Consider the following 22,946-nt stretch of genomic DNA (forward strand, 5'->3'; position numbering starts at 1 on the left):
TAATATGATAAACCTCCTTTGAATGTGTTAAAGTTTCATTAGAGGTGAAAATCACATGCCAGTGATTACAAAGATTTCTGCACAAAAACATAATAAGGAACGATACAGCATTTTTACCGACAGCGGCAGAGGGGAAGAGTATGCCTTCAGCGTTGATGAAGATGTGTTGATTAAGCACAACTTGAAAAAAGGGATGGAGCTCGATGACTTTTCCGTAACAGAGATGCTTTTCCAGGATGACATCCGCAAAGCCTATAATACGGCAATCAATTATTTAGCTCACCGCATGAGGTCTGAAGCCGAAGTGCGTGACTATCTGGTGAAAAAAGAAATCGCTGATCCAGTCATAAAAGAAGCAATCCATAAATTATATGAATACAAATTCCTGAATGACGAGGAGTTTGCCAATGCATTTGTCCGAACCCAGCTCAATACGACGGACAAGGGAGCCGAGGTTATTAAAATGGAATTAAAGAATAAAGGGATATCTCCCGATTTGGTCTCTAAGGCAGTAGAAGAGGTTTCGTTCGATGAACAGTTGGAAAAAGCGATTAAGCTTAGCGATAAATATGCACAAAAGAATAAGAAGGATTCTTCAAGAATCCTTAAACAGAAGATAGAGCAGATGCTTCAGCGCAAAGGGTATTCCTTCGCGATCATCCGGGCTGCCCTGGATGAAACACAAGTGGAGAAAGAAGAAGACGATGAGATGGATGCATTAAGGCTCCAGGGGGAGAAGCTACACAACAAATACAATAAACTGGCAGAACGGGAATATAGGCAAAAGCTGAAAATGGCGTTGTACCGTAAAGGGTTTCCAATGGAAATGATTGATGAATTCATTTCTGAAAAAGAAAATGAGGAATAAAAAAATCATGACAATGGTCATGATTTTTTGGATTCTATAACAATTTCGTCTTTATCAAGATTTTCGATGATGATTTTCGCCACTTCAGCAGGAGAACGAAGTCTTGATGGGTCAGCAACATGATCGCTTTCTTCCCAGAAAGGAGTATTCATTCCTCCCATATAAGCAGCAACAAAGCGGATTCCTGATCCTTCATATTCTTTCTGCAAACTTTCTGTGAATCCTCTTACTGCGAATTTGCTGGAGCAGTAGACCGCTTCATTCTTCTTCCCGCGCAGGCCGGCGGTAGAAACGATGTTAACGACCAAACCATCATTATTCAACTCTAGGTAAGGGAGGATGGCTTTCGTCATCTGGATGGTACCGAAGACGTTAGTCTGGAACATCTCTTCAATTTCTTTATCAGAGATTTCTGAGAATGGACCGAAATAACCGAGACCTGCATTGTTGACGAGTCCGTAAATCTCATATTTTTTGCTGATCAATAAAGCTTTTTCCTTGATATCCTCCAGATTTCGGAGGTCAAGCACAAGGTCTGTTGCACTTCCACCTGTTTGTTGAATCTGGTTTTGTATTTTTTTTAGCGTATCTTCAGTTCTTCCTGTTAGGATCAAATGGTAACCTTGCTTGGCCAAAAGAAGCGCTAGCTCCTTCCCAAGGCCGGTACCGGCACCAGTCACAATGATTGCTTTCATGATAGCCTCCTTAAAATAACATGCTATAATTTAGTTATAACTTAAATGCTTGAGTGATAATAGTAGCTTGCTTCGAGATGGCTAAAACAAGCAATGGAAAAAAACTAAAACCAAAATGATCCAGGAGTGAATATAAATGGGCAGAGAAAAAAGATACAGCGAGTTATCTGAATATGAATTAAATCAGGAAATTGCCAGTCTCCGTGACAAGGCTAGGAAAGCAGAACAAATGGGGATGGTCAGTGAGCTTGCCGTATATGAACGAAAAATCGCCATGGCCAAATCATACATGCTGAACCCGGATGATTTCAAGCCGGGTGAAACTTATGGGATCGATGGGGACCCAGGAACCTATTTCAAAATTGATTATATGAATGGAGTATTTGCCTGGGGCGCGCGTCTAAATGGTGACGGAAGAGAAGAGGCTCTGCCAATTTCCCTTTTATTGAAATTGGAGCAAAACCAGATTTAAATATCTGGTTTTGCCCCAAGGACTCTTTCAGGTAAAAGCTTCTTAATGGTCTTTTATGACAGCTGAAGTGTCATCTTCACGGTGAGATGATGCGTACATCCGCTCCTGCGGATGGGTATTGATGGTACCATCTGCTCTTCTTGAAGCATATTCTGCTTTTGCCCGGGGTTCGCCCTCAAGCTTATTGTTGTTCTGGTTTGGGAAGTTGGTTACTTTATTTCGCATAGTGCCCTCCGTGACGGGTAAAATTACGTGTATGCCAAAAAAGCTGCACGCATTTATAGTATTTGATAAATACAATCATTCATAACTACATTAAAAATTGGCAAAGGGTGATCACGATTGCAAGAAACTCATGAGAAGCTGGCAAACCTGCTTCAGGAAAAGAACAATGGCATCACTTATGAACAGGCATTGACATGGGTAGAGCTTTTATGGGGAGACTTCGAGTCAACCTATGCAAAAGCCGGACATGAATATATGGGCAGCGAAATGACCGAAAAGGTAGTGCGCCAATGGATTGAAAATTACGGCGGACAGCTTCATGAATTTGTTGCCAGGAATCCGAAGTATAAGCATTTATTGAATGCTGAGTAAAAGAGAATCCCCGTTTTCACGGGGATTTTTTTTGAGGATATAGTAGCTTTTACATTTATGTAGGGCCTTGCACTCACATAAGGGTCCGTTCTCTTCGATAGATACCCTTATGTATGGCGGTGCACCATCATAAGGGTCCCGTTCTCCTCGAAAAAGACCCCTAAATTCGGATTCTTCCAAGTAGTAATCAAACACAAAAAAAATCGGGTGATAAATCACCCGATGATCAATTATCCTTCTCCTGGAAGGAACTCCAATTTCTTTCTCAGTTTTTCTTCACTGTAAATCCATCCAGTATACGAGCTGAGGATTTCCAGTTCCTTGCTGAGATTTACGACAGCAACGAATGGATAATGACCGTTGCTGCGGTAGCGCAGGTCAATGAACCGGACTTCGTAATAGTCATCATATTCATCGCATTCCCAGCGGTAGACTGGTGAGAAAGACAGGAACGCTGACAAGTTCTTGTCTTTTTTTGCTGCTTCCAAGACCGCAGTTTCCGGGACAGGTACACGATTGAATTGATCGAGTATCCTAACATGATGCTTGTGGCCGCGTCCGACAAAGAACTGGTGCTTATTCATCACAGCCACTCGCCAATGGTTGAATTTCATTGTTGGGGCGATGATGATTTCTGTAGCATCCGGAACAATATTTTCAACTGCGCGTTTGATACGATGCTTCATGACAAAGCGATAAATATAGTAGAGCACCAGGATTGCATAGATCGTTATAAAAGTATATCCAGGGTGATATCCAAATGCCCAAAGGAACAAACCGACGACATGAAGCGCAAAAATAATCGGGTCAAATGTATTGATTACCCCCAGGGCGACCCATTTCGACGAAAAAGGCCGCAATGCCTGTGTCCCATAGGCATTGAAAATGTCGACAAAAACATGAAGGAAAACGGCAATAAATGTCCAAATCCATAAGTGCAGCAAGTTTGCTTCTGGGTAGAAAAAGTGGATTGTCCCAGAAATAAGCAGCGGCCACAGCAGGACTGCTGGAATCGAATGGGTAATGCCGCGGTGGTTCCGTATATAGACAGCATTATTCCTCAACTTTAAAACAGTATCGATATCTGGGATTTGCGAGCCGACAAGTGTAGCAATTAAAACACTTGATGCAGTGGCGGTGCTTCCGCTTACAGCAGGATCAAGAGTGGCTAACCCGCCAAGAGCGAATCCCATCACAACATGGGTTCCAGTATCCATGGGAACATCCTCCTTTTTAAAAGATTCCTGTTTTTCATAACCAACGGTTGGCAGGTAAAAGTCCTTGTCACAATACAAATAATAGTTTACTTTTAAAGGGCTGTATCAATCAGTCCCTTTACGAAACACATAAAGGAGCTGACTAAATTGATTCAGATGATCGTCCAGTATGAAGTAAAGCAAAATCTGCTCAGCCAATACCGTGAAACAATCAATAAAATCTCAACTATGCTCCCTGATTTTGAAGCTGACATGTTTTCGTGCAGCCAGTCGGATGAGCAGAATATATTTATTGAATCATTCTATGTCCCGACTGAAGCCCATTACCATGCATTGAAAAAAATGCGGCTATCCCGGAACCATTCGGTGTTCGGCATCCTCGAGGACTTTGTCCCGGGCGGATTGGAACGGATGGGCTTCATGGCGATCAAGCAGAAGCGTTAATATTATATTCCCAAATTTCCGGAAAGTTTAACACCTGGAGGAACGAAAGTGGCAACTGACATCAAGAAATGTATAGATAAAATGGATATAAAATCCTTTCAGGATGACTTGATAGGATGGTTTGTAAGTGAGCAGCGAGAACTGCCATGGAGAAAGGACCAGGATCCTTACAAAGTGTGGGTTTCAGAAATCATGCTCCAACAAACTAGAGTAGATACTGTCATCCCTTATTTTAATCGATTTTTGGAAAATTTTCCAACGATAGAAGCGCTAGCTGACGCTGATGAAGAAAAAGTCCTCAAAGCATGGGAAGGACTCGGTTATTATTCCCGAGTTCGTAATTTGCAATCCGCTGTTAAAGAAGTTAATGAAAGATATGGTGGGAGAGTTCCAGATTCACCAGCAGAAATCTCTGCATTAAAAGGCGTTGGTCCGTACACTGCCGGAGCAATCCTCAGTATTGCCTATGGAAAACCTGAGCCAGCAGTAGATGGAAATGTCATGAGGGTATTATCGCGTATATTGTTGATTCGGGAGGATATTGCCAGGCCGGCAACCCGTAAAATCTTTGAAGCAGGGGTCAGGGAGTTGATCTCCCACGAAAATCCTTCGTACTTCAATCAGGCATTAATGGAGCTTGGAGCCCTAATTTGCACCCCGACCTCTCCTTCCTGCCTGCTTTGCCCGGTCAGGGAACACTGCGAGGCATTTCATCAAGGAGTGCAAAATGAATTGCCGGTAAAAACCAAGAAGAAAAAGCAGAAAAATGTACAGCTTGCTGCCGGGATTTTTAAAGATGAGGGTGGAAGAATCCTAATCCGGAAAAGACCTGGAACCGGCTTGCTTGCGAACTTGTGGGAGTTCCCGACTGTTGAACTGAGCCTTGATTTCCAGAGACAAAGAGATCAGCTGGCTGAGCATTTTGAAGAGAACTATGACATAACACCAAAGATAGGTGATTCCATAGGCAAAATTGACCATGTATTTTCGCATTTAGTATGGAACATACAGGTGTTCAGCGGACAATTTACAGGAGAAATCCCCGAGACGCCGCAGCTGAAATTGGTTACTGAAAAGGAAATTTCAGAGTTTGCCTTTCCAGTACCATACCAAAAAATGCTAAAGAAGTATCTCGACTATAAAAAGGCTGACTAACCACTGGGTTAGCAGCCTTCTTATTTAATCGTAACTGATCTTTGTTCCATGAGTGTAATCAGCTTCACCGCGGTTCAAACCGCCCCGGCTTTCGATTTCTTCAACGATTTCCCTATGGATTGTCTGTCCTTCGGCATTCAGGTAAGGGACCATTTGCTGGAGAGAATGATGGAAAAAAGCGAGCTCGCTATCCTTCCAATCAGCTTTGGACATCATCGATAATTCAGTCATGTCTCGGCCTACATACATCAGGAATCATCCTTTCGCAAGAGTATCAATCTAAAGAATAGTGTTTTCCGTACGGGAGTTTTTTATCACAGAATCCAAAAACAGGAACAAGTAGCATATCCTTATTGTCATATATACCTGAACAGGCTAAAATGAAACAAAATTAAGGTTCGGCTTATTGTCTAGCTCCACCGCCTAGCCCCTCGAGTCGCTTGTCTAGTTTCGCCTCCTAGAAACTCCGAAACTTCAACTCCGCCGGCAGAAGCAAAAAGCGCTTCTTTGTCGGGGCTGACCAAGGCGTTTGCGCTTTTCTAAGCAAGAACTTATAGAAAGGGATTTTTACATGACACAAAAAGTTGCACTTATTACCGGCAGCAGCCGGGGGATCGGGAAAGCGGCAGCCATCAGGCTCGCAAAAGAAGGGTATGACATTGTCGTCAATTATGCCCGCAGCAAAAAGGCAGCCCATGAAACAGCAGAGGAAATCGAAGCTCTTGGCAGGAAAGTCCTTGTCGTCAAGGCCAATGTCGGAGATGTCAGCAAAATTAAAGCAATGTTCGAACAAATCGACGCGGAATTCGGAAGGCTCGATATCTTCGTTAACAACGCAGCTTCAGGTGTGCTGCGACCGGCGATGGAACTTGAGGAGTCACATTGGGATTGGACGATGAACATCAATAGTAAAGCGTTATTGTTCTGTGCCCAGGAAGCGGCGAAACTGATGGAGAGGAATGGCGGCGGTAAAATTGTCAGCATCAGTTCACTAGGCTCCATTCGATACTTGGAGAATTATACAACCGTAGGGGTTTCCAAGGCGGCCCTGGAAGCATTGACACGCTATCTGGCTGTAGAGCTTGCGCGTAAAAATATCGTTGTCAACGCCGTATCAGGCGGGGCAGTCGATACCGAAGCACTTACTCACTTTCCAAACAGAGAGGAACTCCTTGCCGAAGCCAGAGAGAAAACCCCTGCTGGAAGAATGGTCGAAATCGACGATATGATCAATGCCATCATGTTCTTGCTGAAGGATGAATCCAGCATGATCCGCGGCCAGACGATTATCATCGATGGCGGAATCTCGTTGCTAGTATAAAATTCACTTATTGGATGAATTTGGTATAAAAAAATCGGATAGCTCCTCCTGCGGATGGTTAATCTATTATTCGTGGAGGTGATAAACAATGGCAAAACAACCTAACCAATCTCAAGCTGGAACAAACATTCAGCAGGTGAGACAACAAAACGCTCAATCAGCTAAAGGCGGACAAGGCCAATACGGCACTGAATTCGCGAGCGAAACAAACGCTCAAGAAGTACGTCAGCAAAACCAGCAAGCTGAAGCTCGCAAAGGCCAAAACTCTGGCCAACAGCGCTAATATCACCTTAATGAAAGGCACTCTAATTCGTAGAGTGCCTTTTTCCGTTGCACCGGGGAGAATGCCGGGAAGAAGAAAGCGCCGCGAAAAGGAACGACAACACCTTTCGACAAAGGTTCCGATTCCTCTACATAACTAGTCAAAGGATTTTCACCCCCACCCAAGAATACATTTAAAAGATTAATTTTACAGGCGGTGGAAAAGTATGGATAAATTTAACGAACTGGTTTCAACACAAATGCAAACGATGGAAAAGCTTCTATATCTGCAGTCTGAATTGGAAAGATGCCAGGAGATTGAAAAGCAGCTGGATGCTCTTAAGCAAAGTGCTGAATTGGAAGATCTGCGTATGGAGATTGACCGAAAAAAGCTGGATTTGAAGGAAATCCACCAGATGTTCGAAAAGCAGACGGAGGAAGTCATCCATACGTATCAACAGCTTGCCGTCAGTTATCGATAAAAGTGGTTCTTGTAAATGAATGAAATATAAAAAAGTGGACTTTTATAAAAATTTAGGCAAATTTATTGGGCGATCGAGGAAATCGGTGGCTCTTTTGTTTTAAATTCTCTCGTTAACCGTTATAATAATAAAAAATAGGAATCGTTCTTTGTTGCCTTTTGTCGTTTTGAAGAATTTAGATAAATATACATTAATAGGTTGCAAAGTTTCCGGGAAAGGAAAGTAGGGGAGAAGAACATGGGCGTACCCACAGAAGGTGAACCGATCCAAATCCATAGTTATAAGCATAATGGGCACATCCATCGAGTCTGGGAAGAAACCACCGTCTTAAAAGGAACGCAAAATCTTGTGATTGGCGGGAATGATCGGACAGTCGTGACTGAGTCAGACGGCAGAACTTGGATTACGAGAGAGCCTGCAATCTGTTACTTCCACTCGCAGCTATGGTTCAACGTTATAGGCATGATTCGGGAAGATGGCGTGTATTACTACTGCAATATTAGTTCTCCATTTATTTTTGATGGAGAAGCGCTGAAATACATTGACTATGATCTCGATATTAAAGTGTTTCCTGATATGACGTTTAATCTGCTCGATGAAGATGAATATGAACGCCATCGAAAAGAAATGCAATACCCTGATGTGATCGATAAGATTTTGAAGTATAATGTTGAAAAGCTCAAACGCTGGATCAGGCAGAGGAAGGGTCCATTTGCGCCGGATTTCATCGACATTTATTATGAACGGTATTTAACATACCGTCGTTAACCATACAGGGTAGACAAGCTTCAGCCTGTTGATTGATTCAACAGGTTTTTGTTTCGTGTCTAGGAAGTATGATTCGTTATGGAAAATCATATGTAAATTTCTTAATCCAGCTCCAGCGCCTAGCCCCTCGAGTCGCTTGTCTAGTGTCGCCTCCTAGAAACTCCGAAACTTCAACTCCGCCGGCAGAAGCAAAAAGCGCTTCTTTGTCGGAGTCTCCAGTTTCTGCGTTTCTGGACAGTCGGCTATACTTTTCGATTTCGGTCCGCCCAATGAAGTCAAAGAGCGACTTCATTGGGCGGCCCTCCAGCGCTTTTCGGGGCTGACCAAGGCGCTTGCGCTTTTTGTTATGTCAACATCAAGGTAAGGCTCCATAAGGGGGAACTATAAATTGGGCAGCATCCGCAGATATTTAAAATTTGTTAAACCATACAGGCTGCAAATCATTGGAACAATCATCATCGGTATCCTTAAATTTGCGATTCCACTGTTGATTCCACTTTTAATCAAATTTGTCCTTGATGATGTCATCGGCAGTGAAACACTGACCAAGGATGAAAAAATAGATAAATTGCTTTGGGTAATGGGCATCATGATCGTTGTTTTTGTCGTGCTCAGGCCGCCAATCGAATACTATCGTCAATATTTTGCACAGTGGACAGCGAGCAAGATTCTTTATGACATAAGAGACAGGCTGTTTACCCATATGCAGAGGCTCAGCTATAAATATTATTCTAATACAAGAGCTGGAGAGGTCATCTCAAGAATGATCAATGATGTCGAGCAAACGAAGACCTTCGTTGTGACTGGACTGATGAATCTTTGGCTTGATGTTGCTACAATTATGATAGCGGCTGCTATCATGTTCTCGATGGATGTCCAGCTAACATTTGTTTCATTAATCCTGTTCCCTTTTTACGCTTTTTCGGTAAAATTCTTTTTCGGTAATCTCCGGAAGCTTACGCGGGAACGGTCACAGGCACTTGCGGGCGTCCAAAGCTATTTGCATGAAAGAGTGGCTGGTATCTCGGTCATCAAAAGCTTTGCGATTGAGGATTATGAACAGACACAGTTTGACCGTCAGAATAAAAACTTTTTAACAAAAGCGCTTGACCACACAAGATGGAACGCAAAAGCATTTGCTGTAGTCAATACGATTACTGATATAGCACCGCTGCTTGTCATTGGCTTTTCCGGTTATCAAGTGCTTCAAGGCAGTCTGACCATCGGGGAAATGGCCGCTTTCATCGCATATATTGATCGGCTTTATAACCCTCTGCGCAGACTGGTGAATTCATCTACTACATTGACTCAGGCGATTGCATCAATGGACCGCGTTTTCGAGTTCATGGATGAAAAATACGATATCAAGGATTCTCCTGATGCCATTGAACTGAAAAAAGTGAACGGGGATATCTCTTTTAGAAATGTAAGCTTTTCTTATGAGGAAGAGGGAGAGATGGTCCTCAAGAAATTGAATATAGAGGTCCAGAAGGGACAAACAGTTGCCCTGGTCGGCATGAGCGGCGGCGGGAAATCCTCGTTTGTCAGCCTGATTCCAAGATTCTTCGATGTTACCGAGGGTGAGATTCTCCTCGACGGAAAGGACATCCGTTCTTTCAAGGTCCGTTCCCTGCGCGATAAAATCGGCATGGTTGCGCAGGATAATATTTTGTTCAGTGAATCGGTCAAATCGAATATCCTGTTAGGCAGGCCGGGAGCCAGTGATGAGGAAGTCATCCAAGCGGCCAAAGCAGCAAATGCTCATGATTTTATTATGAATCTGCCAGAAGGCTATGATACAAAAGTCGGGGAAAGGGGAGTCAAGCTTTCCGGGGGCCAAAAACAGCGTGTTGCTATCGCGCGCGTGTTCCTGAAGAATCCCCCTATTCTAATTCTTGACGAAGCAACATCTGCGCTGGATCTTGAGAGCGAGCATCTTATTCAGGAAGCGATAGAAAAGCTGGCAAAAGACAGGACAACATTCGTTGTAGCCCACCGTTTATCCACGATTACACATGCCGACAGGATTGTCCTGATCGAGCACGGCGAAATCGTCGAAGACGGCAGCCATGATGAATTGATGGCAAAGCAGGGCGGCTATCATAGACTATTCCAGGTCCAACAGCTTGAAAATTAAATAATCCACAAGAAACCGAGGCATTCTGCTTCGGTTTTTATTTTGTCTATTACTGCATACAAAATCCCGGAAAATGTCCTGGGATTTTTTTTTCTTAAAACTTTAAAACAAGAAAATCTTCATATTTCTAAAGTGTCATAATTTATCAGCTTTTGACATACAAATAGTACCAAATACCCAAAACTATTCTAAATTATTATTATATTTAAATAATTAAGAAAAATCAGTGGACTATCTCAGTGCATTTAATATAAAATGTTTTACACAGACATAAGTAATTTTTATTCAACAATAATATTTCGGTAATAGAAAGGAGTAGAAAAGTGGTACATGCTCCGGTTTTGGATGTGAAAAATTTAAAGACATCATTTATCACAAAAGATGGTGAGGTTCCTGCAGTAGATGATGTCAGCTTTTCAGTTAGCAAAGGAGAAATCCTTGGGATCGTAGGAGAATCGGGAAGCGGAAAAAGCGTTACTTCATTATCAATCATGAAGCTGATTCCCCAGCCTCCGGGAAAAATTGCCGGTGGAGAGATTCTTCTTAATGGCGAAGACTTGGTACACGCTTCGGAAAGAAGAATGCGGGAGATCCGCGGAAATGATATCGCGATGATTTTCCAGGAACCGATGACTTCGTTGAACCCATTATTCACAATTGGTGAACAGCTCGTGGAAGCTTTGAAAATACATAAGAAGCTGGGCAAGAAGGCTGCTTATCAGCAGGCCGTGGAGATGCTGAAGCTTGTCGGATTGCCAAGAGCAGAACAAATCATCAAGGAATATCCTCATCAGCTTTCTGGTGGAATGAGGCAGAGGGTCATGATTGCGATGGCTTTGAGCTGTCACCCTCGGGTGCTGATTGCTGATGAACCGACAACGGCGCTTGATGTGACCATCCAGGCGCAAATTCTGGCGTTGATGAAAGATCTGAACGTAAAGCTTGATACGGCGATTATCATGATTACCCATGACCTTGGAGTTGTCGCAGAGGTTTGCCAGCGTGTCGTTGTTATGTATGCCGGGAAAATCGTCGAGGAAGGGCTTGTAGAGGATATCTTCAAGAATCCGAAGCACCCTTACACTCTTGGATTACTTAAATCAATTCCTGATATCAGAGATAAACAGGAGCGCTTATACTCTATCCCCGGTAACGTCCCCAAGCCAGGTTCCATTAAGGTTGGCTGCAGGTTCGCCGCTAGATGCGAATTTGTCATGGACAGATGCCTGAGCGAAGATCCTGAACTCTATGAAACTGGCAGGCCAGGTCATACCGTACGCTGCCTGCTGCATGAGAAGGAGGGAGCAGCCAATGACAGAAGTACTGTTAAAAGTTGATGGATTAAAAAAATATTTTCCGATTACCGGCGGAATACTCGGCAAGCAGACTGGAAGTGTCAAAGCGGTTGATGATATCAGCTTTTGGGTGAACAAAGGTGAAACACTTGGACTTGTTGGCGAGTCAGGGTGCGGCAAATCAACTACAGGAAGAATGCTGATGCGGCTGATCGATCCGACAGAAGGGCAAGTCGTTTTTGAAGGAAGGGATCTTGTTACTCTCTCGGACAACGATATGCGCAAGGCACGAAAGGATATGCAAATGGTCTTCCAGGATCCGTTTGCATCACTGAATCCCCGGCATACAGTCGAGAAAATTTTAGAGGAACCCCTGATTGTACATGGAATCGGGACTAAGAAGGAACGCAAGCAGATGGTCAAGGAAATGCTTGAGGTAGTCGGCCTCAGCAGCTACCACGCCAAAAGGTATCCACATCAGTTCAGCGGCGGACAGCGCCAACGGATAGGGATCGCCCGGGCGTTAATGACAAGGCCAAAGCTGATCATAGCGGATGAACCTGTATCTGCACTTGATGTTTCCATTCAATCACAAGTATTGAATCTTCTGGAGGACCTGCAAAAGGAATTCCAGTTGACTTATATATTCATAGCCCACGACCTTGGTGTTGTAAGGCATATCAGTGACAGGGTTGGGGTCATGTATTTAGGAAGACTCGTAGAGATTACCGAAGCCGATAAGCTGTATGAGAAACCGCTCCATCCTTATACAAGGGCTTTGCTTTCAGCGGTGCCGATTCCGGATCCTGATGTAAAAAGGGATCAGGAACTTCTGACAGGGGATATCCCGAGCCCGGAGAATCCTCCGCAGGGATGTGCATTCCATACAAGATGCAAGGAATGTATGGAAATCTGCAAGACTGATAGACCTGTATTGAAAGAAATTGAGCCTGGTCATTTTGCTGCCTGCCATCTTTATTAATCTGGAACAGAATTATATTCCAGATAGGAATGTGTGCAGGATAAACAGCATAGATGATAGATATTATGGACTGGATACATAAAACCAGTCCGAAAAAACAAGGGGGAAGAATATGAAAAGGCGTTTTGGATTAATGTTTTTTGCTTTTATCCTTATCCTTAGCCTGGGGCTTGCCGGCTGTAATAATGAATCCGGCGGCAAGAAAACGGGCGGGGAGTCTGGTTCTGACGGCGGTTCATCGTCTGGCGGAACTCTTGTATTTGGGCGCGGCGGTGATTCAACATCGCTCGATCCAGCTGTGACAACAGAAGGTGAAGCTTTCAAAGTAACAAAAAACATCTATGAAACTCTCATCGAGTTCGGTGAGCAGGATACAGAGATCCACCCAGGTCTTGCAGAAAGCTGGGAAGAATCTCCTGATGGACTGAAACACACTTTAAAGCTTCGTAAAGGTGTTAAATTCCATGACGGCACTGATTTCAATGCTGAAGCTGTAGTTTTCAACTTCGAGCGCTGGATGGCCGGCAATAAGGAACAATTCTACTACTATAACTCACAATTTGGCGATGTAATCAAGGAAGTTAAGGCAGTAGATGAGCATACAGTAGAATTCACATTGAACCGTATTCTAGCTCCATTCTACAAAAACCTTGCAATGTCTCCATTTGGAATCGCAAGCCCTGCTGCGATTGAAAAGTATGGCGATAAATTCATTGAAAATCCAGTAGGTACTGGGCCATTCAAATTCAAAGAATGGAAGCGCAATGACAGGGTAACTCTTGTTAAAAATGAAGATTACTGGGAAGAAGGGCTTCCTAAGCTTGATGAAGTCATCTTCCGTGTCATTCCTGAAAACTCAGCTCGTTTGAATGCATTGAACACTGGTGAAGTAGACATCATCGATGGAGTGAACTTCAGTGATGTTGAGTCAATCGAAAAAAATGCTGACCTTCAGACATTCTATCGTCCATCATTGAATGTTGCATACCTCGGGTTGAACAATGAGCGCGGGCCAATGAAAGACAAAAAGGTTCGCCAGGCATTGAACCACGCGGTCAATAAGCAAGCGCTCATCGATGCTTTCTATGCTGGTGCTGCTGAGCCTGCGAAAAACCCAATGCCGAAATCGGTAGCTGGCTACAACGATGATGTGGAAGCTTATGAATACGACCCTGAGAAGGCAAAGGAACTTCTTAAGGAAGCTGGATATGAAGATGGTTTTGAAATGGAACTATGGGCAATGCCAGTTGCAAGACCTTATATGCCAGACGGTAAGAAAGTTGCTGAAGCTCTTCAGAAAGACTTTGCTGAAGTAGGTGTAAAAGCAAAGATTGTTTCTTACGAGTGGGCAACTTATCTTGAAAAAGCTCGTACTGGTGAAGCAGACACATTCCTTCTAGGCTGGACTGGCGACAATGGTGACGCTGATAACTTCCTGTATGTACTACTAGACCAGGATAATATCGACAGCAATAACTACGCACGCTACGCTAACCAGGAAGTGCACGATCTATTCATTAAGGCTCAGTCCACAAATGACCAGGCTGAACGTGAAAAATTGTATAAAGAAGCTCAATTGTTAATCAAGGAAGATGCTCCTTGGATTCCACTTGTCCACTCTGAGCCTGCACTTGCAGGAAGAGCAGACGTTACTGGCTTCAAGGCACATCCAACTGGATCCGATATCCTGGCAACTGTTGAATTCAAAAAATAATGCATCAGGAAAAGGGAGAACATATGCATTCTCCCTTTTCTTTTGAACAAATGGAATTATTCATAATAAGTAATGTCTAGCTCCAGCGCCTGAAAAAGGCGCTTACGCTTTACATCAAGAAAAGAGGTGGGAAGGTGTTTGCCTATTCTGTCAGAAGGATTTTTTCACTAATTCCTGTACTATTGGGTCTTTCACTTATTGTATTTTTTATGATCAGAGCAATCCCTGGCGATCCCGCCCAAGTCATTCTCGGGCAGCTGGCGACTAAAGAAGCAATAGCAGATTTAACAAGGGAACTGGGACTTGACCAGCCTTGGTATGTACAATATTTTACATATCTTGGAGGGCTGCTGACGGGTGATCTAGGGGAATCTCTAAGAACGAAGTCAGCTATCAGCAGTGAAATATGGCCATATCTTGCAGCAACGATGGAACTGTCTTTTGTTGCGATGTTAATTGCAATTGTCATAGGAGTAAATGCCGGAATCGTCAGTGCATGGTTCCAAAATTCATGGTTTGATTACGGCGCGATGGTCCTGGCGCTTGTCGGTGTATCGATGCCGATTTTCTGGCTCGGTTTGATGGAACAGTGGCTGTTTGCCATCAATCTGGATATCCTGCCGACTTCCGGGCGTGAGGAAGTGCGGAATCCAGTCGATGCAATCACGAACTTTTATATCATAGATACCCTGATCCAGGGACGTACTGACCAGTTTGTCGAGGTCTTGAAGCATTTAGTGCTGCCAGCTATGGCGCTGGCGACAATCCCGATGGCCATCATAGCGAGGATTACTCGTTCCACGATGCTTGAGGTGATGAGGTCAGATTTTATCAGGACTGCAAGGGCAAAGGGTTTGAGCATGTTCTGGGTTGTTTATAAACACTCCCTTAAAAATGCGATCATCCCTGTATTGACTATCATAGGCTTGCAGACGGGACTTCTGCTTGGCGGAGCGATCCTGACTGAGACAATTTTCAGTTGGCCGGGAATTGGCCGATATATCTACGAAGCGATCAATTATCGTGATTATCCTGTTATCCAATCCGGAATCCTGATTATTGCCTTGATCTTTGTACTTATCAATCTAGTAGTTGACTTATTGTACGCAGCAATTGATCCTCGGATCAAATACCGTTGATGGAAGGGGAGAGACAGATGGAGATATCAACTCAAAAACAAATGCCGCCAACCGTGCAGGTAGAGGAAAAAGTGGCGTCTCCCTGGGCAGAAGCATGGTATAGCTTTAAGAAAAATAAATTGGCTCTCGTTGGAACAGCTATCGTCCTGTTTTTTATCTTGCTGGCTATTTTCGCACCATTGATTGCGCCAGAAGGTATCAATGATCAGAAAATGGAGGTTCGTCTTCAGGCTCCTTCAGCTGACCACTGGCTTGGCACAGATGATTTTGGACGAGATATCTTATCCAGAGTGATATATGGTGCCAGGATTTCCTTATGGGTAGGGACCTTTGCGGTAATGGGTTCAATTGTTGTCGGCTGTCTGCTGGGAATCCTTGCAGGATACTACGGCAGATGGGTCGACACAATCATTTCAAGAGCATTTGATATTATGCTGGCATTCCCGAGTATCTTATTGGCGATTGCGATTGTAGCCGTTCTTGGACCTTCACTTCGGAATGCGCTGATAGCCATTGCCATAATCAATATTCCGAATTTCGGAAGGCTGATCCGTTCAAGGGTACTGAGTGTTAAAGAAGAGGAATATATTATGGCCGCCAAGGCGATCGGGATGAAGGACAGAAGGATTTTGTTCCAGCACATCCTTCCGAACAGTATGGCGCCAATCATTGTCCAGGGCACGCTTGCGATTGCCACGGCAATCATTGAAGCTGCTGCACTAGGATTCCTTGGGCTAGGTGCGGATGCGCCAAATCCTGAATGGGGAAAGATGCTCGCAGACGCGAAAGACTATATGATCCAGGCACCATGGACCATGATATTCCCTGGTCTGGCAATAATGCTGACCGTACTGGGATTCAACCTCATGGGCGACGGACTCAGAGATGCATTGGATCCTAGAATGAAAAGTTAACTTGATATGGGTAAGAAAAAAAGCAGCTGATAACCCAGCTGCTTTTAAATTTCCGTATTTTGTTCAATCGTTACATTGCTATCATCTTTATGGTAGGACTGGAAGCTGGTTACGAGAGTGTCCAGGTGCTCGACCTGCTCGCCATATTCCATGATGATCGAAACCAGCTGCATGACATGATAGAGCATTTGGCTGTTACTTTGAGCCAGCTCAGTTCTTTGTGCTAAAAATAATTCAAACAGCTGCTTCTTATTCAGGCAGACCTCACCCTCTATATAGGATGCTTCAGGCCTTACTTTGCCTACGTACTTAAGCATCACCTGCTCATGATGGTTGATCAGGCAATCCAGCTGGTGCTGGATGACTTCCTGGAATTCGACTGGAAGCTGGTTGAATTCATTTTCGTAGCGGTGAAGCCTTTTTAATGTTTCAAGTGATTTTTTTACGGTGTTGATCATCTGCCTGTAAATGACAAGCTTCCTTGATTTTGCAAGTGTGTTATTTTTAAAATAATCTCGTTCTTCCTTATACATCATATATAGCTGATCCAGCTTGATGATGGCCTCGCGCAGTTTCTCGATATCTGCCTTCAGGAGCTGATGCTCGGAAGCGTGACGTGTGCTCAGCCTGATCCACTTCGTAATTTCCTCTGATAAAATAGAACTCTTGTAATACAATTTATTTTCATACTTTGGCGGCAGGAACACGAGGTTCACAATGAATGCCGATACAACCCCAAGCATGATTGTCGAGAAACGAATCAGCGCGAACTGGATGAAATCATCACCAGGTGTCTCCATGATCGCAATCAATGTGACAAGGGAAAGTGATATTGTGTTTCCCAGTTTCAGCTTAAGGTTTAAAGTAATAACAAGTACTGCGGCAAGTCCGATAATGAAAATGCTGTTGCCGAACGCCATAACGAATAAAACAGCGGTCGCGGCTCCAATCAGATTGCCCTGGATATGTTCAATAATTGATTGATAAGAGCGGTATACAGTTGGCTGCAGGGCAAAAATCGCAGCAATCCCGGCAAATACCGGAGATGGAAGATCAAAAATATGCGATAAAAATAAGGCAAGTGTAATGGCAATTCCCGTTTTCAGTATGCGGGCACCAAGTTTCATGGGAAGTGAATTCCTTTCATTCAGAGACAGAAAATCTCATTCATTAATTAATACTTTAAACCATTTTGTTTAAAACTAAACAATTATGTACTATACAACGGAAATCCAATAAGTTCAAGCGACAATTTAACGAAAAACAAGCCTGTTTTAAATGTAAGTGGTTACATGTCTATTAGAATGGAATTCCACTTATTCAGGAATTATTGAAGGATTCTTGAACTGGAGGAATATATTCAATTCGAGCTTGTAGAATCTGTCTATGAGCCCATTTTCATGATTTGATTTCAATTTGGGCTTATAGAATCTTTCTATGAGCCCATTTTCATGAACAAACCTCAATTTGGGCTTATAGAATCTGTCTATGAGCCCTTTTTTATGATTTGACCTCAATTTGGGCTTGTAGAATCTGTCTATGAGCCCATTTTCATGATTAGACCTCAATTCGGGCTTATAGAATCCTGTCTATGAGCCCTTTTTTATGATTAGACCTCAATTTGGGCTTATAGAATCTGTCTATGAGCCCATTTTCATGATTAGACCTCAATTCGGGCTTATAGAATCCTGTCTATGAGCCCTTTTTCTCGATTAGACCTCAATTCGGGCTTATGTCTATGAGCCCTTTTTCTTGATCAGACCGGAATTCAGGCTTATAAAATCTTCATGAATTACTTTTTCCAGAGCGCATCGAACGATAATCTAATAATGATTCACTGGAGGCTCCTTACTAAGAATCCTACTAAGAAAAATTAAATGGCCCCGTTTCAGCGGGGCCACTAACTTCAAATCATTCAGTTGATACTGCTGGGTCTGCCTGCTCTTTAACAGGAACAACTTGGATGAAGTGATCTTCAGGATGTTCCAGTAGAAGGGCGAGGTCAGCAGCTTCGCTTTCCTGGCCATTGTTTTTAACCAATTTGATGTAGTTGGCGAGTAATTCTTTTACATCGTTGATGCCTTTTGCTGATAGCGTTTCGATGGAAACCTTGGCGCCTTTGGCGACTCGGCGGGCGATGGCTTCTTTTGTCAGTCCCATCTCCGGCTGGTGTCTCAGGTAAACGACACCGCCTGTCATGCCTGCGCAAATCCAAGGTCCTGGATCGCCGAGGACAAGCCCGCGTCCGTTGGTCATGTATTCAAAAGCGAAGCCTTTGATATTAGCGTTTGTTCCGATATTGCCGAATTCTTTTTCAGGAATTGGCTTCTTCACAAGGCCGCCGATGATCATGTCGGCGCCTGATAAACGGATTCCAGCACGTGCATCTGCATTGCCCTGTGCTACGAGCAAGCCTTTCTGGGCACCATAGCCAAATCCTTTACCGACAGAACCGTTGTAGAAACCGCCGTCCTTGCCAGATGATTTTGCGATCAAAATTGCACCGCCGAATGAAGTCTTGCCGACTCCGTCCTGGCCGCCGCCATCAATTTCTATGTTGATGCCGTCCGTGTTGTAAGCGCCAAGTCCATTACCGAGGATGGAGCCTTTGTAACGGAGCGTGACTGGCTGCAGCTTTCTGTAGGAACCATCCAGACGTCCGCGAACCCTGTGGCATGAAACCCTGCTTGCAAGCACACGCTGCTCAGCAGTAACAGCCTGGAATTCACGTGACTGATGAAGCTCCTCGTCGACAGCATCAAGATATTCAGCGCCTGCAGCAACCTGAAGCTGTGCAGAAGCAAGGGAAGCGGCGGCTTCTTTTTGATGCGTGATTTGGCCAATCTCAAGCGGCTTCAGTAAATATGTTAAATCAAGCAAGTCATTTCCTTTGATTTGTTCCAGCAAATCTGAGCGTCCGACTGCTTCCTGCAGGTTTTTGATGCCTGCAGATGCAGCGAGGGATTTAAGCTCGTTGCCAAAAGCAGTGAACAGATTCATGATTCCCTGGACGGCAAGATCGAACTGGCGCGGTACGAATCGGCGCAGTCCATGTTCCTTTGCCTGTGCTTCTGAATCGATTTGTGTCGCAATACCGACATGGCAAGTGTCAAGATGGCAGCCGCGGCAAGTTGTACAGCCAATGGCAAGCATTGACAGCGTACCGAAGCCGACGCGATTCGCTCCTAGAAGCATGTATTTAATGACGTCCTGAGCACTCTTGACGCCGCCGTCGGCCCATAGCTCGACATTGTCGCGCAATCCTGCTTCAAGCAGGGCGTTATGTGCCGCTTTGATGCCGATTTCTGCTGGAAGGCCGACATATTGAAGAGCATGGATACGGGCAGCACCAGTACCGCCGTCGAAGCCGCTCAATGTGATGATGTCCGCGCCTGCTTTCGCTATACCGACAGCAATCGTACCGATATTCGGAACAACAGGGACCTTAACGGCAACACGTGCCTGGTCATTGGCTGTTTTTAGCTCATGAATCATTTGCGCAAGGTCCTCGATTGAATAGATATCATGGTTGTTTGATGGTGAAATCAAATCCGATCCAATCGTCGCATTCCTTGCTTCCGCGATTTTAGCGGTAACCTTTGATCCAGGAAGGTGTCCGCCTTCACCAGGCTTCGCGCCCTGGCCAATTTTGATTTCCAGAAGGTTGGACGAGTTCAGCAATTCCGCATTGACTCCGAAACGTCCGGATGCAACCTGCTGGCCGCGTGTACGAGGGTACTTGCCAAGCATATCCTTGATTTCGCCGCCCTCACCGTTCATGCTGACCATGTTCAGGCGATCAGCACCTTCAGCATAAGCACGGAAAGCAATTTCATTTTGAGAACCGAATGACATCGATGCGATGACGAACGGCAGGCTGTGGTCGCCAACACCAATTTCAACTTCCTCAGGTGAAACTCCGGAGTCAGCCTTCTTCAATCCAGTCAAATGACGGATGGTTGTCGGGTTGCTGTCTTCCTGTTCGGAAATTTTTTCGCGATAGACGCTGTAATCTCCAGTAGAAGCAACTTCGCCAATCGCCTTCCAGATACGAGGGAAGAGGTGGAACGTTTTGCCGATCCGTTCTTTTTCATTCTGGAAATCTTCTGCTCTTTTAAGTGCATCTTCTTTCATCGCTTCGAAATTGTATGCAAGTTCATTGGAACCGAAGAAGTTCACGATCACTAAATAATCTGCTACTTCATCGTTTAGGCCTATGCTTGAGAATAAACGTCCGTATCCTCGCAATTCATGAATACCAATAGTAGAAATGACTTTTTCAAGGCCTTTAGTCAACGCGCTGTATAGATTAACGAGCGGCTTGACGGACTCATCTAACACTGTCATGAACATATAGTAAGGGCTGACTGCATCTGCGCCAAGTCCAAGTGCGACGATGATATCATGCAGCGACCTTAATGATGCCGAACGCAGCAAGAGAGAGCAGTCACGGCGCAAGCCTTCTTTTACAAGGGCCTGGTCGATCGCCGAAACAACAAGATGCGGGTCGAGCCAAAGTGCATTTTCCTGGTGGGCCATTGCGTCATCAAGAACAAGCAATGTTTTGCCGTCCTTAACAGCTGCAATTGCTTCAGCAGCAAGCCTTTCAAGTGCTTCCTTGACAGTTTCATCATTGTGGAAAACAGTTTCCAGGTATGCTGCAAGTTTATCACCCTGGTAGCACTGGATAACCTGGTCCATGCTTGGCTGCCCAGTTTCCTGTGAAACCTCGTAGCCCGCTTTTCCCTCTACAAGAAGAGGAGTGATCAATTCTACGACTTTACCTGTCTCGGATTTGCCGAAAAGAGCAGGGCGCTTGCCGAGTACTGTCCGTGTTGAGAAATGTTCAGCTTCACGATCGCGGTCTATGGCGGGATTCGTTACGACAGCAACACTTTCTTTTATAAAATCAGCGATATTCTTGCGTTCTGGATTCATCGCGGCTAGGGGAGCGTCGTGTCCAAGCGAGCGGATTGGTTCCGCGCCTTTTTCAGCCATCTGTTCGACGAGCTGGACGTGGTCACGCTCCCAGCCAAATGCTTTATATTGTCCGTTATGGATTTTTTCCGGATAGGTCATTGTAACCGTCTTAGCAAGCTGAGGTCCTGCTAGGCGATGTCGGGCTTCCTGGAAGGCAAGGCGCTCTGAAAAACGCTTGAAAACTTCACCCTGGAATTGTGCCATTTCAAATACTTCAATTGTATCTCCATTCCACTTCAGACCAACCTTTTCGCCGGGTGCGAGAGGTTTCGGCTCACCTGTGTACTCAGTTGAAGGGATAATTCCCGGCTCTGATGAAAACAGGTATGAACTCTCAGTTTCTATCATCCATAGCGGGCGCAAGCCTAGTGCATCTACACTAAATACTGCTTCATCACCAAAGCGTGAAATGATGCCTGCAGGTCCCTGGGCAAAATGGCCCCATGCTTCGCGTATATAAGTATATAAATCTTGCATATGTTCTGGATAAGCTTTGATTTCATTGATGATCGGCGGGAACATCATGTCCATCGCCTCAAACAATGAATATCCGTCACGACAAATAAAGGTTTCAAGTGTACGGCTAAGATCCTGTGAGTCACTGCCGTCTTTTACGAGCGGAACATTGACCATGCGGGCTTCATCGCGAAGTCTTGCAATCGTATTGATTTCACCGTTATGGCCTAGGACGCTGAACGGCTGGACACGGAAAAAGCTTGATAGAGTATTAGTTGAATAGCGGTTGTGTCCAAGTGTCATTGTCGATGCCACAAGCGGGCTGGCCAGGTCATGATAGTATTTCGGAAGGATGTCTCCTGCACCCATTACCTTATAAACTGCATGGTATTGGCTAAGGGAGGCGACATGAACCTGATCGTTCTTCTCGAAATCTACAATCATATCAAACAATTTGCTGGAAAGATCCTGACCTGCTTCGTTTGCAAGGCATGCGAACTGCCAGAATACAGGATTCTCCTGAATCGCAATCGGTCCGAGCGCTCCGGAGTCAGTGACATCGGTTGATGAAAAAATCAGTTCCATATTCTGTTCTGCAAGCTTTGCTTCAAGCTCATCCTGAATCGCTTTCGCCTGCTCGGTCCTTGTGATAAAAACATGTCCGACCACAAAGTTCTCTTGATCAACGGCATTGACCTCTGCACCCGCTACGGAAAGCTTTTCCTTCCATAGAGCGCGTGGAATGTCGATGTGCACCCCAACACCGTCACCCTCGCCATTAATAAAACCAGCGCGGTGGTTCATTGTGACCAGGCCGTTGATGCAGTGGAAAATATTCTCGCGTGTAGGGATTTTCTTCTTTTCAATGCTGGCAACGATCCCGCAGGCATCGTGCTCAAATCTTGAAAAGTCTTTGAATTGGGAAGGGTTCCATTGTGTTGTCATAAAAATCGGCTTATAAAGGATTCTTTTAAGCCGTTTCACCTCCTGAAAAAATAATCTATAATCTGTAGTTTGATAGCTTGGTACATGAGGGTGTAACTCTAAGA

22 protein-coding genes are annotated in these 22,946 nt (G+C 44.5%); 15 read left to right on the forward strand and 7 right to left on the reverse strand.

Translation table 11 applies throughout. The features are described 5' to 3' along the window. Nucleotides 1–55: 55 nt before the first annotated feature. Nucleotides 56–868, forward strand: coding sequence for a recombination regulator RecX (gene recX / locus J7E32_RS20330; RefSeq protein WP_214911187.1), 813 nt, complete (start codon nt 56–58; stop codon nt 866–868). A gap of 17 nt (nt 869–885) precedes the next feature. Here recX and J7E32_RS20335 read toward each other — a convergent pair whose 3' ends face one another. Then, nucleotides 886–1,563 carry an SDR family NAD(P)-dependent oxidoreductase gene (locus J7E32_RS20335; RefSeq protein WP_214911189.1) on the reverse strand — a complete coding sequence of 226 codons (678 nt, stop codon included), beginning with the start codon at nt 1,561–1,563 and terminating at the stop codon, nt 886–888. Nucleotides 1,564–1,699: 136 nt separating this feature from the next. Between J7E32_RS20335 and J7E32_RS20340 the strand changes: the two genes are divergently transcribed. After that, nucleotides 1,700–2,035: a YfhH family protein gene (locus J7E32_RS20340; protein ID WP_214911191.1), complete on the forward strand. Its 336-nt coding sequence runs from the start codon at nt 1,700–1,702 to the stop codon at nt 2,033–2,035. 42 nt (nt 2,036–2,077) lie between these two features. On the opposite strand, the gene J7E32_RS20345 is transcribed toward J7E32_RS20340, so the two are convergent. Beyond that, the gene (locus J7E32_RS20345; RefSeq protein WP_023625563.1) at nt 2,078–2,260 is read right to left on the reverse strand and encodes a small, acid-soluble spore protein K; all 183 of its coding nucleotides are present in this window, start codon (nt 2,258–2,260) and stop codon (nt 2,078–2,080) included. A gap of 117 nt (nt 2,261–2,377) precedes the next feature. Between J7E32_RS20345 and J7E32_RS20350 the strand changes: the two genes are divergently transcribed. Next, nucleotides 2,378–2,632 (forward strand): YfhJ family protein, encoded by a 255-nt coding sequence (locus J7E32_RS20350; protein WP_214911193.1) that lies wholly within the window; start codon nt 2,378–2,380, stop codon nt 2,630–2,632. A 230-nt stretch (nt 2,633–2,862) separates the two neighbouring features. Here J7E32_RS20350 and J7E32_RS20355 read toward each other — a convergent pair whose 3' ends face one another. Then, nucleotides 2,863–3,849, reverse strand: a complete 987-nt coding sequence (locus tag J7E32_RS20355) for a metal-dependent hydrolase (RefSeq protein WP_214911195.1) — start codon at nt 3,847–3,849, stop codon at nt 2,863–2,865. 147 nt (nt 3,850–3,996) lie between these two features. Here J7E32_RS20355 and J7E32_RS20360 point away from each other — a divergent pair, with 147 nt between their 5' ends. Further along, the gene (locus J7E32_RS20360; protein ID WP_214911197.1) at nt 3,997–4,293 is read left to right on the forward strand and encodes a hypothetical protein; all 297 of its coding nucleotides are present in this window, start codon (nt 3,997–3,999) and stop codon (nt 4,291–4,293) included. Between the two features lie 81 nt (nt 4,294–4,374). Further along, entirely contained in the window at nt 4,375–5,448 is a 1,074-nt protein-coding gene (gene mutY, locus J7E32_RS20365) for an A/G-specific adenine glycosylase (protein WP_214911242.1), read from the forward strand. Between the two features lie 24 nt (nt 5,449–5,472). Here mutY and J7E32_RS20370 read toward each other — a convergent pair whose 3' ends face one another. Beyond that, the gene (locus tag J7E32_RS20370; protein WP_214911199.1) at nt 5,473–5,697 is read right to left on the reverse strand and encodes a hypothetical protein; all 225 of its coding nucleotides are present in this window, start codon (nt 5,695–5,697) and stop codon (nt 5,473–5,475) included. A gap of 322 nt (nt 5,698–6,019) precedes the next feature. Between J7E32_RS20370 and fabL the strand changes: the two genes are divergently transcribed. From fabL to ntdP, 4 genes are all read left to right on the forward strand, one after another. Beyond that, entirely contained in the window at nt 6,020–6,769 is a 750-nt protein-coding gene (gene fabL, locus J7E32_RS20375) for an enoyl-[acyl-carrier-protein] reductase FabL (RefSeq protein ID WP_214911201.1), read from the forward strand. Nucleotides 6,770–6,857: 88 nt separating this feature from the next. Then, nucleotides 6,858–7,052, forward strand: coding sequence for a gamma-type small acid-soluble spore protein (locus J7E32_RS20380; RefSeq protein ID WP_214911203.1), 195 nt, complete (start codon nt 6,858–6,860; stop codon nt 7,050–7,052). A 205-nt stretch (nt 7,053–7,257) separates the two neighbouring features. Further along, complete coding sequence (locus tag J7E32_RS20385; RefSeq protein WP_041967591.1) at nt 7,258–7,512, forward strand: YgaB family protein; 255 nt, start codon at nt 7,258–7,260, stop codon at nt 7,510–7,512. 237 nt (nt 7,513–7,749) lie between these two features. Continuing rightward, entirely contained in the window at nt 7,750–8,280 is a 531-nt protein-coding gene (gene ntdP, locus J7E32_RS20390) for a nucleoside tri-diphosphate phosphatase (protein ID WP_041967592.1), read from the forward strand. Between the two features lie 76 nt (nt 8,281–8,356). Here ntdP and J7E32_RS20395 read toward each other — a convergent pair whose 3' ends face one another. Then, complete coding sequence (locus J7E32_RS20395; RefSeq protein WP_214911205.1) at nt 8,357–8,572, reverse strand: hypothetical protein; 216 nt, start codon at nt 8,570–8,572, stop codon at nt 8,357–8,359. A gap of 96 nt (nt 8,573–8,668) precedes the next feature. Here J7E32_RS20395 and J7E32_RS20400 point away from each other — a divergent pair, with 96 nt between their 5' ends. The 6 genes from J7E32_RS20400 to J7E32_RS20425 all read left to right on the forward strand — a co-directional run bounded on the left by J7E32_RS20400 (nt 8,669) and on the right by J7E32_RS20425 (nt 16,461). After that, nucleotides 8,669–10,417 (forward strand): ABC transporter ATP-binding protein, encoded by a 1,749-nt coding sequence (locus J7E32_RS20400; RefSeq protein ID WP_214911206.1) that lies wholly within the window; start codon nt 8,669–8,671, stop codon nt 10,415–10,417. A 323-nt stretch (nt 10,418–10,740) separates the two neighbouring features. Continuing rightward, nucleotides 10,741–11,754 (forward strand): ABC transporter ATP-binding protein, encoded by a 1,014-nt coding sequence (locus tag J7E32_RS20405; RefSeq protein WP_214911209.1) that lies wholly within the window; start codon nt 10,741–10,743, stop codon nt 11,752–11,754. Then, complete coding sequence (locus J7E32_RS20410) at nt 11,729–12,694, forward strand: ABC transporter ATP-binding protein (protein ID WP_214911211.1); 966 nt, start codon at nt 11,729–11,731, stop codon at nt 12,692–12,694. The genes J7E32_RS20405 and J7E32_RS20410 overlap by 26 nt, the downstream gene beginning before the upstream one ends. 112 nt (nt 12,695–12,806) lie before the next feature. Beyond that, nucleotides 12,807–14,408 (forward strand): ABC transporter substrate-binding protein, encoded by a 1,602-nt coding sequence (locus J7E32_RS20415; protein WP_214911213.1) that lies wholly within the window; start codon nt 12,807–12,809, stop codon nt 14,406–14,408. A gap of 134 nt (nt 14,409–14,542) precedes the next feature. Further along, nucleotides 14,543–15,547: an ABC transporter permease gene (locus J7E32_RS20420; protein WP_214911215.1), complete on the forward strand. Its 1,005-nt coding sequence runs from the start codon at nt 14,543–14,545 to the stop codon at nt 15,545–15,547. Between the two features lie 17 nt (nt 15,548–15,564). Beyond that, nucleotides 15,565–16,461 (forward strand): ABC transporter permease, encoded by an 897-nt coding sequence (locus J7E32_RS20425; protein WP_214911216.1) that lies wholly within the window; start codon nt 15,565–15,567, stop codon nt 16,459–16,461. Nucleotides 16,462–16,505: 44 nt separating this feature from the next. Here J7E32_RS20425 and J7E32_RS20430 read toward each other — a convergent pair whose 3' ends face one another. Beyond that, nucleotides 16,506–17,588: an FUSC family protein gene (locus J7E32_RS20430; protein ID WP_214911218.1), complete on the reverse strand. Its 1,083-nt coding sequence runs from the start codon at nt 17,586–17,588 to the stop codon at nt 16,506–16,508. A 784-nt stretch (nt 17,589–18,372) separates the two neighbouring features. After that, nucleotides 18,373–22,842: a glutamate synthase-related protein gene (locus J7E32_RS20435; protein ID WP_214911220.1), complete on the reverse strand. Its 4,470-nt coding sequence runs from the start codon at nt 22,840–22,842 to the stop codon at nt 18,373–18,375. Nucleotides 22,843–22,946: the final 104 nt, after the last annotated feature.

The organism is Bacillus sp. ISL-55 (assembly GCF_018613155.1).
Classification (GTDB): Bacteria; Bacillota; Bacilli; order Bacillales; family Cytobacillaceae; genus Mesobacillus.

Excerpts from the sequence above, each read along its gene's own strand:
- recX (WP_214911187.1), top strand. The coding sequence starts at position 56 with ATGCCAGTGATTACAAAGATTTCTGCACAAAAACATAATAAGGAACGA.
- J7E32_RS20335 (WP_214911189.1), bottom strand. The coding sequence starts at position 1,563 with ATGAAAGCAATCATTGTGACTGGTGCCGGTACCGGCCTTGGGAAGGAG.
- J7E32_RS20340 (WP_214911191.1), top strand. The coding sequence starts at position 1,700 with ATGGGCAGAGAAAAAAGATACAGCGAGTTATCTGAATATGAATTAAAT.
- J7E32_RS20345 (WP_023625563.1), bottom strand. The coding sequence starts at position 2,260 with ATGCGAAATAAAGTAACCAACTTCCCAAACCAGAACAACAATAAGCTT.
- J7E32_RS20355 (WP_214911195.1), bottom strand. The coding sequence starts at position 3,849 with ATGGATACTGGAACCCATGTTGTGATGGGATTCGCTCTTGGCGGGTTA.
- mutY (WP_214911242.1), top strand. The coding sequence starts at position 4,375 with ATGGATATAAAATCCTTTCAGGATGACTTGATAGGATGGTTTGTAAGT.
- J7E32_RS20370 (WP_214911199.1), bottom strand. The coding sequence starts at position 5,697 with ATGTATGTAGGCCGAGACATGACTGAATTATCGATGATGTCCAAAGCT.
- fabL (WP_214911201.1), top strand. The coding sequence starts at position 6,020 with ATGACACAAAAAGTTGCACTTATTACCGGCAGCAGCCGGGGGATCGGG.
- J7E32_RS20380 (WP_214911203.1), top strand. The coding sequence starts at position 6,858 with ATGGCAAAACAACCTAACCAATCTCAAGCTGGAACAAACATTCAGCAG.
- J7E32_RS20385 (WP_041967591.1), top strand. The coding sequence starts at position 7,258 with ATGGATAAATTTAACGAACTGGTTTCAACACAAATGCAAACGATGGAA.
- ntdP (WP_041967592.1), top strand. The coding sequence starts at position 7,750 with ATGGGCGTACCCACAGAAGGTGAACCGATCCAAATCCATAGTTATAAG.
- J7E32_RS20395 (WP_214911205.1), bottom strand. The coding sequence starts at position 8,572 with ATGAAGTCGCTCTTTGACTTCATTGGGCGGACCGAAATCGAAAAGTAT.
- J7E32_RS20410 (WP_214911211.1), top strand. The coding sequence starts at position 11,729 with ATGACAGAAGTACTGTTAAAAGTTGATGGATTAAAAAAATATTTTCCG.
- J7E32_RS20415 (WP_214911213.1), top strand. The coding sequence starts at position 12,807 with ATGAAAAGGCGTTTTGGATTAATGTTTTTTGCTTTTATCCTTATCCTT.
- J7E32_RS20425 (WP_214911216.1), top strand. The coding sequence starts at position 15,565 with ATGGAGATATCAACTCAAAAACAAATGCCGCCAACCGTGCAGGTAGAG.
- J7E32_RS20430 (WP_214911218.1), bottom strand. The coding sequence starts at position 17,588 with ATGAAACTTGGTGCCCGCATACTGAAAACGGGAATTGCCATTACACTT.
- J7E32_RS20435 (WP_214911220.1), bottom strand. The coding sequence starts at position 22,842 with ATGACAACACAATGGAACCCTTCCCAATTCAAAGACTTTTCAAGATTT.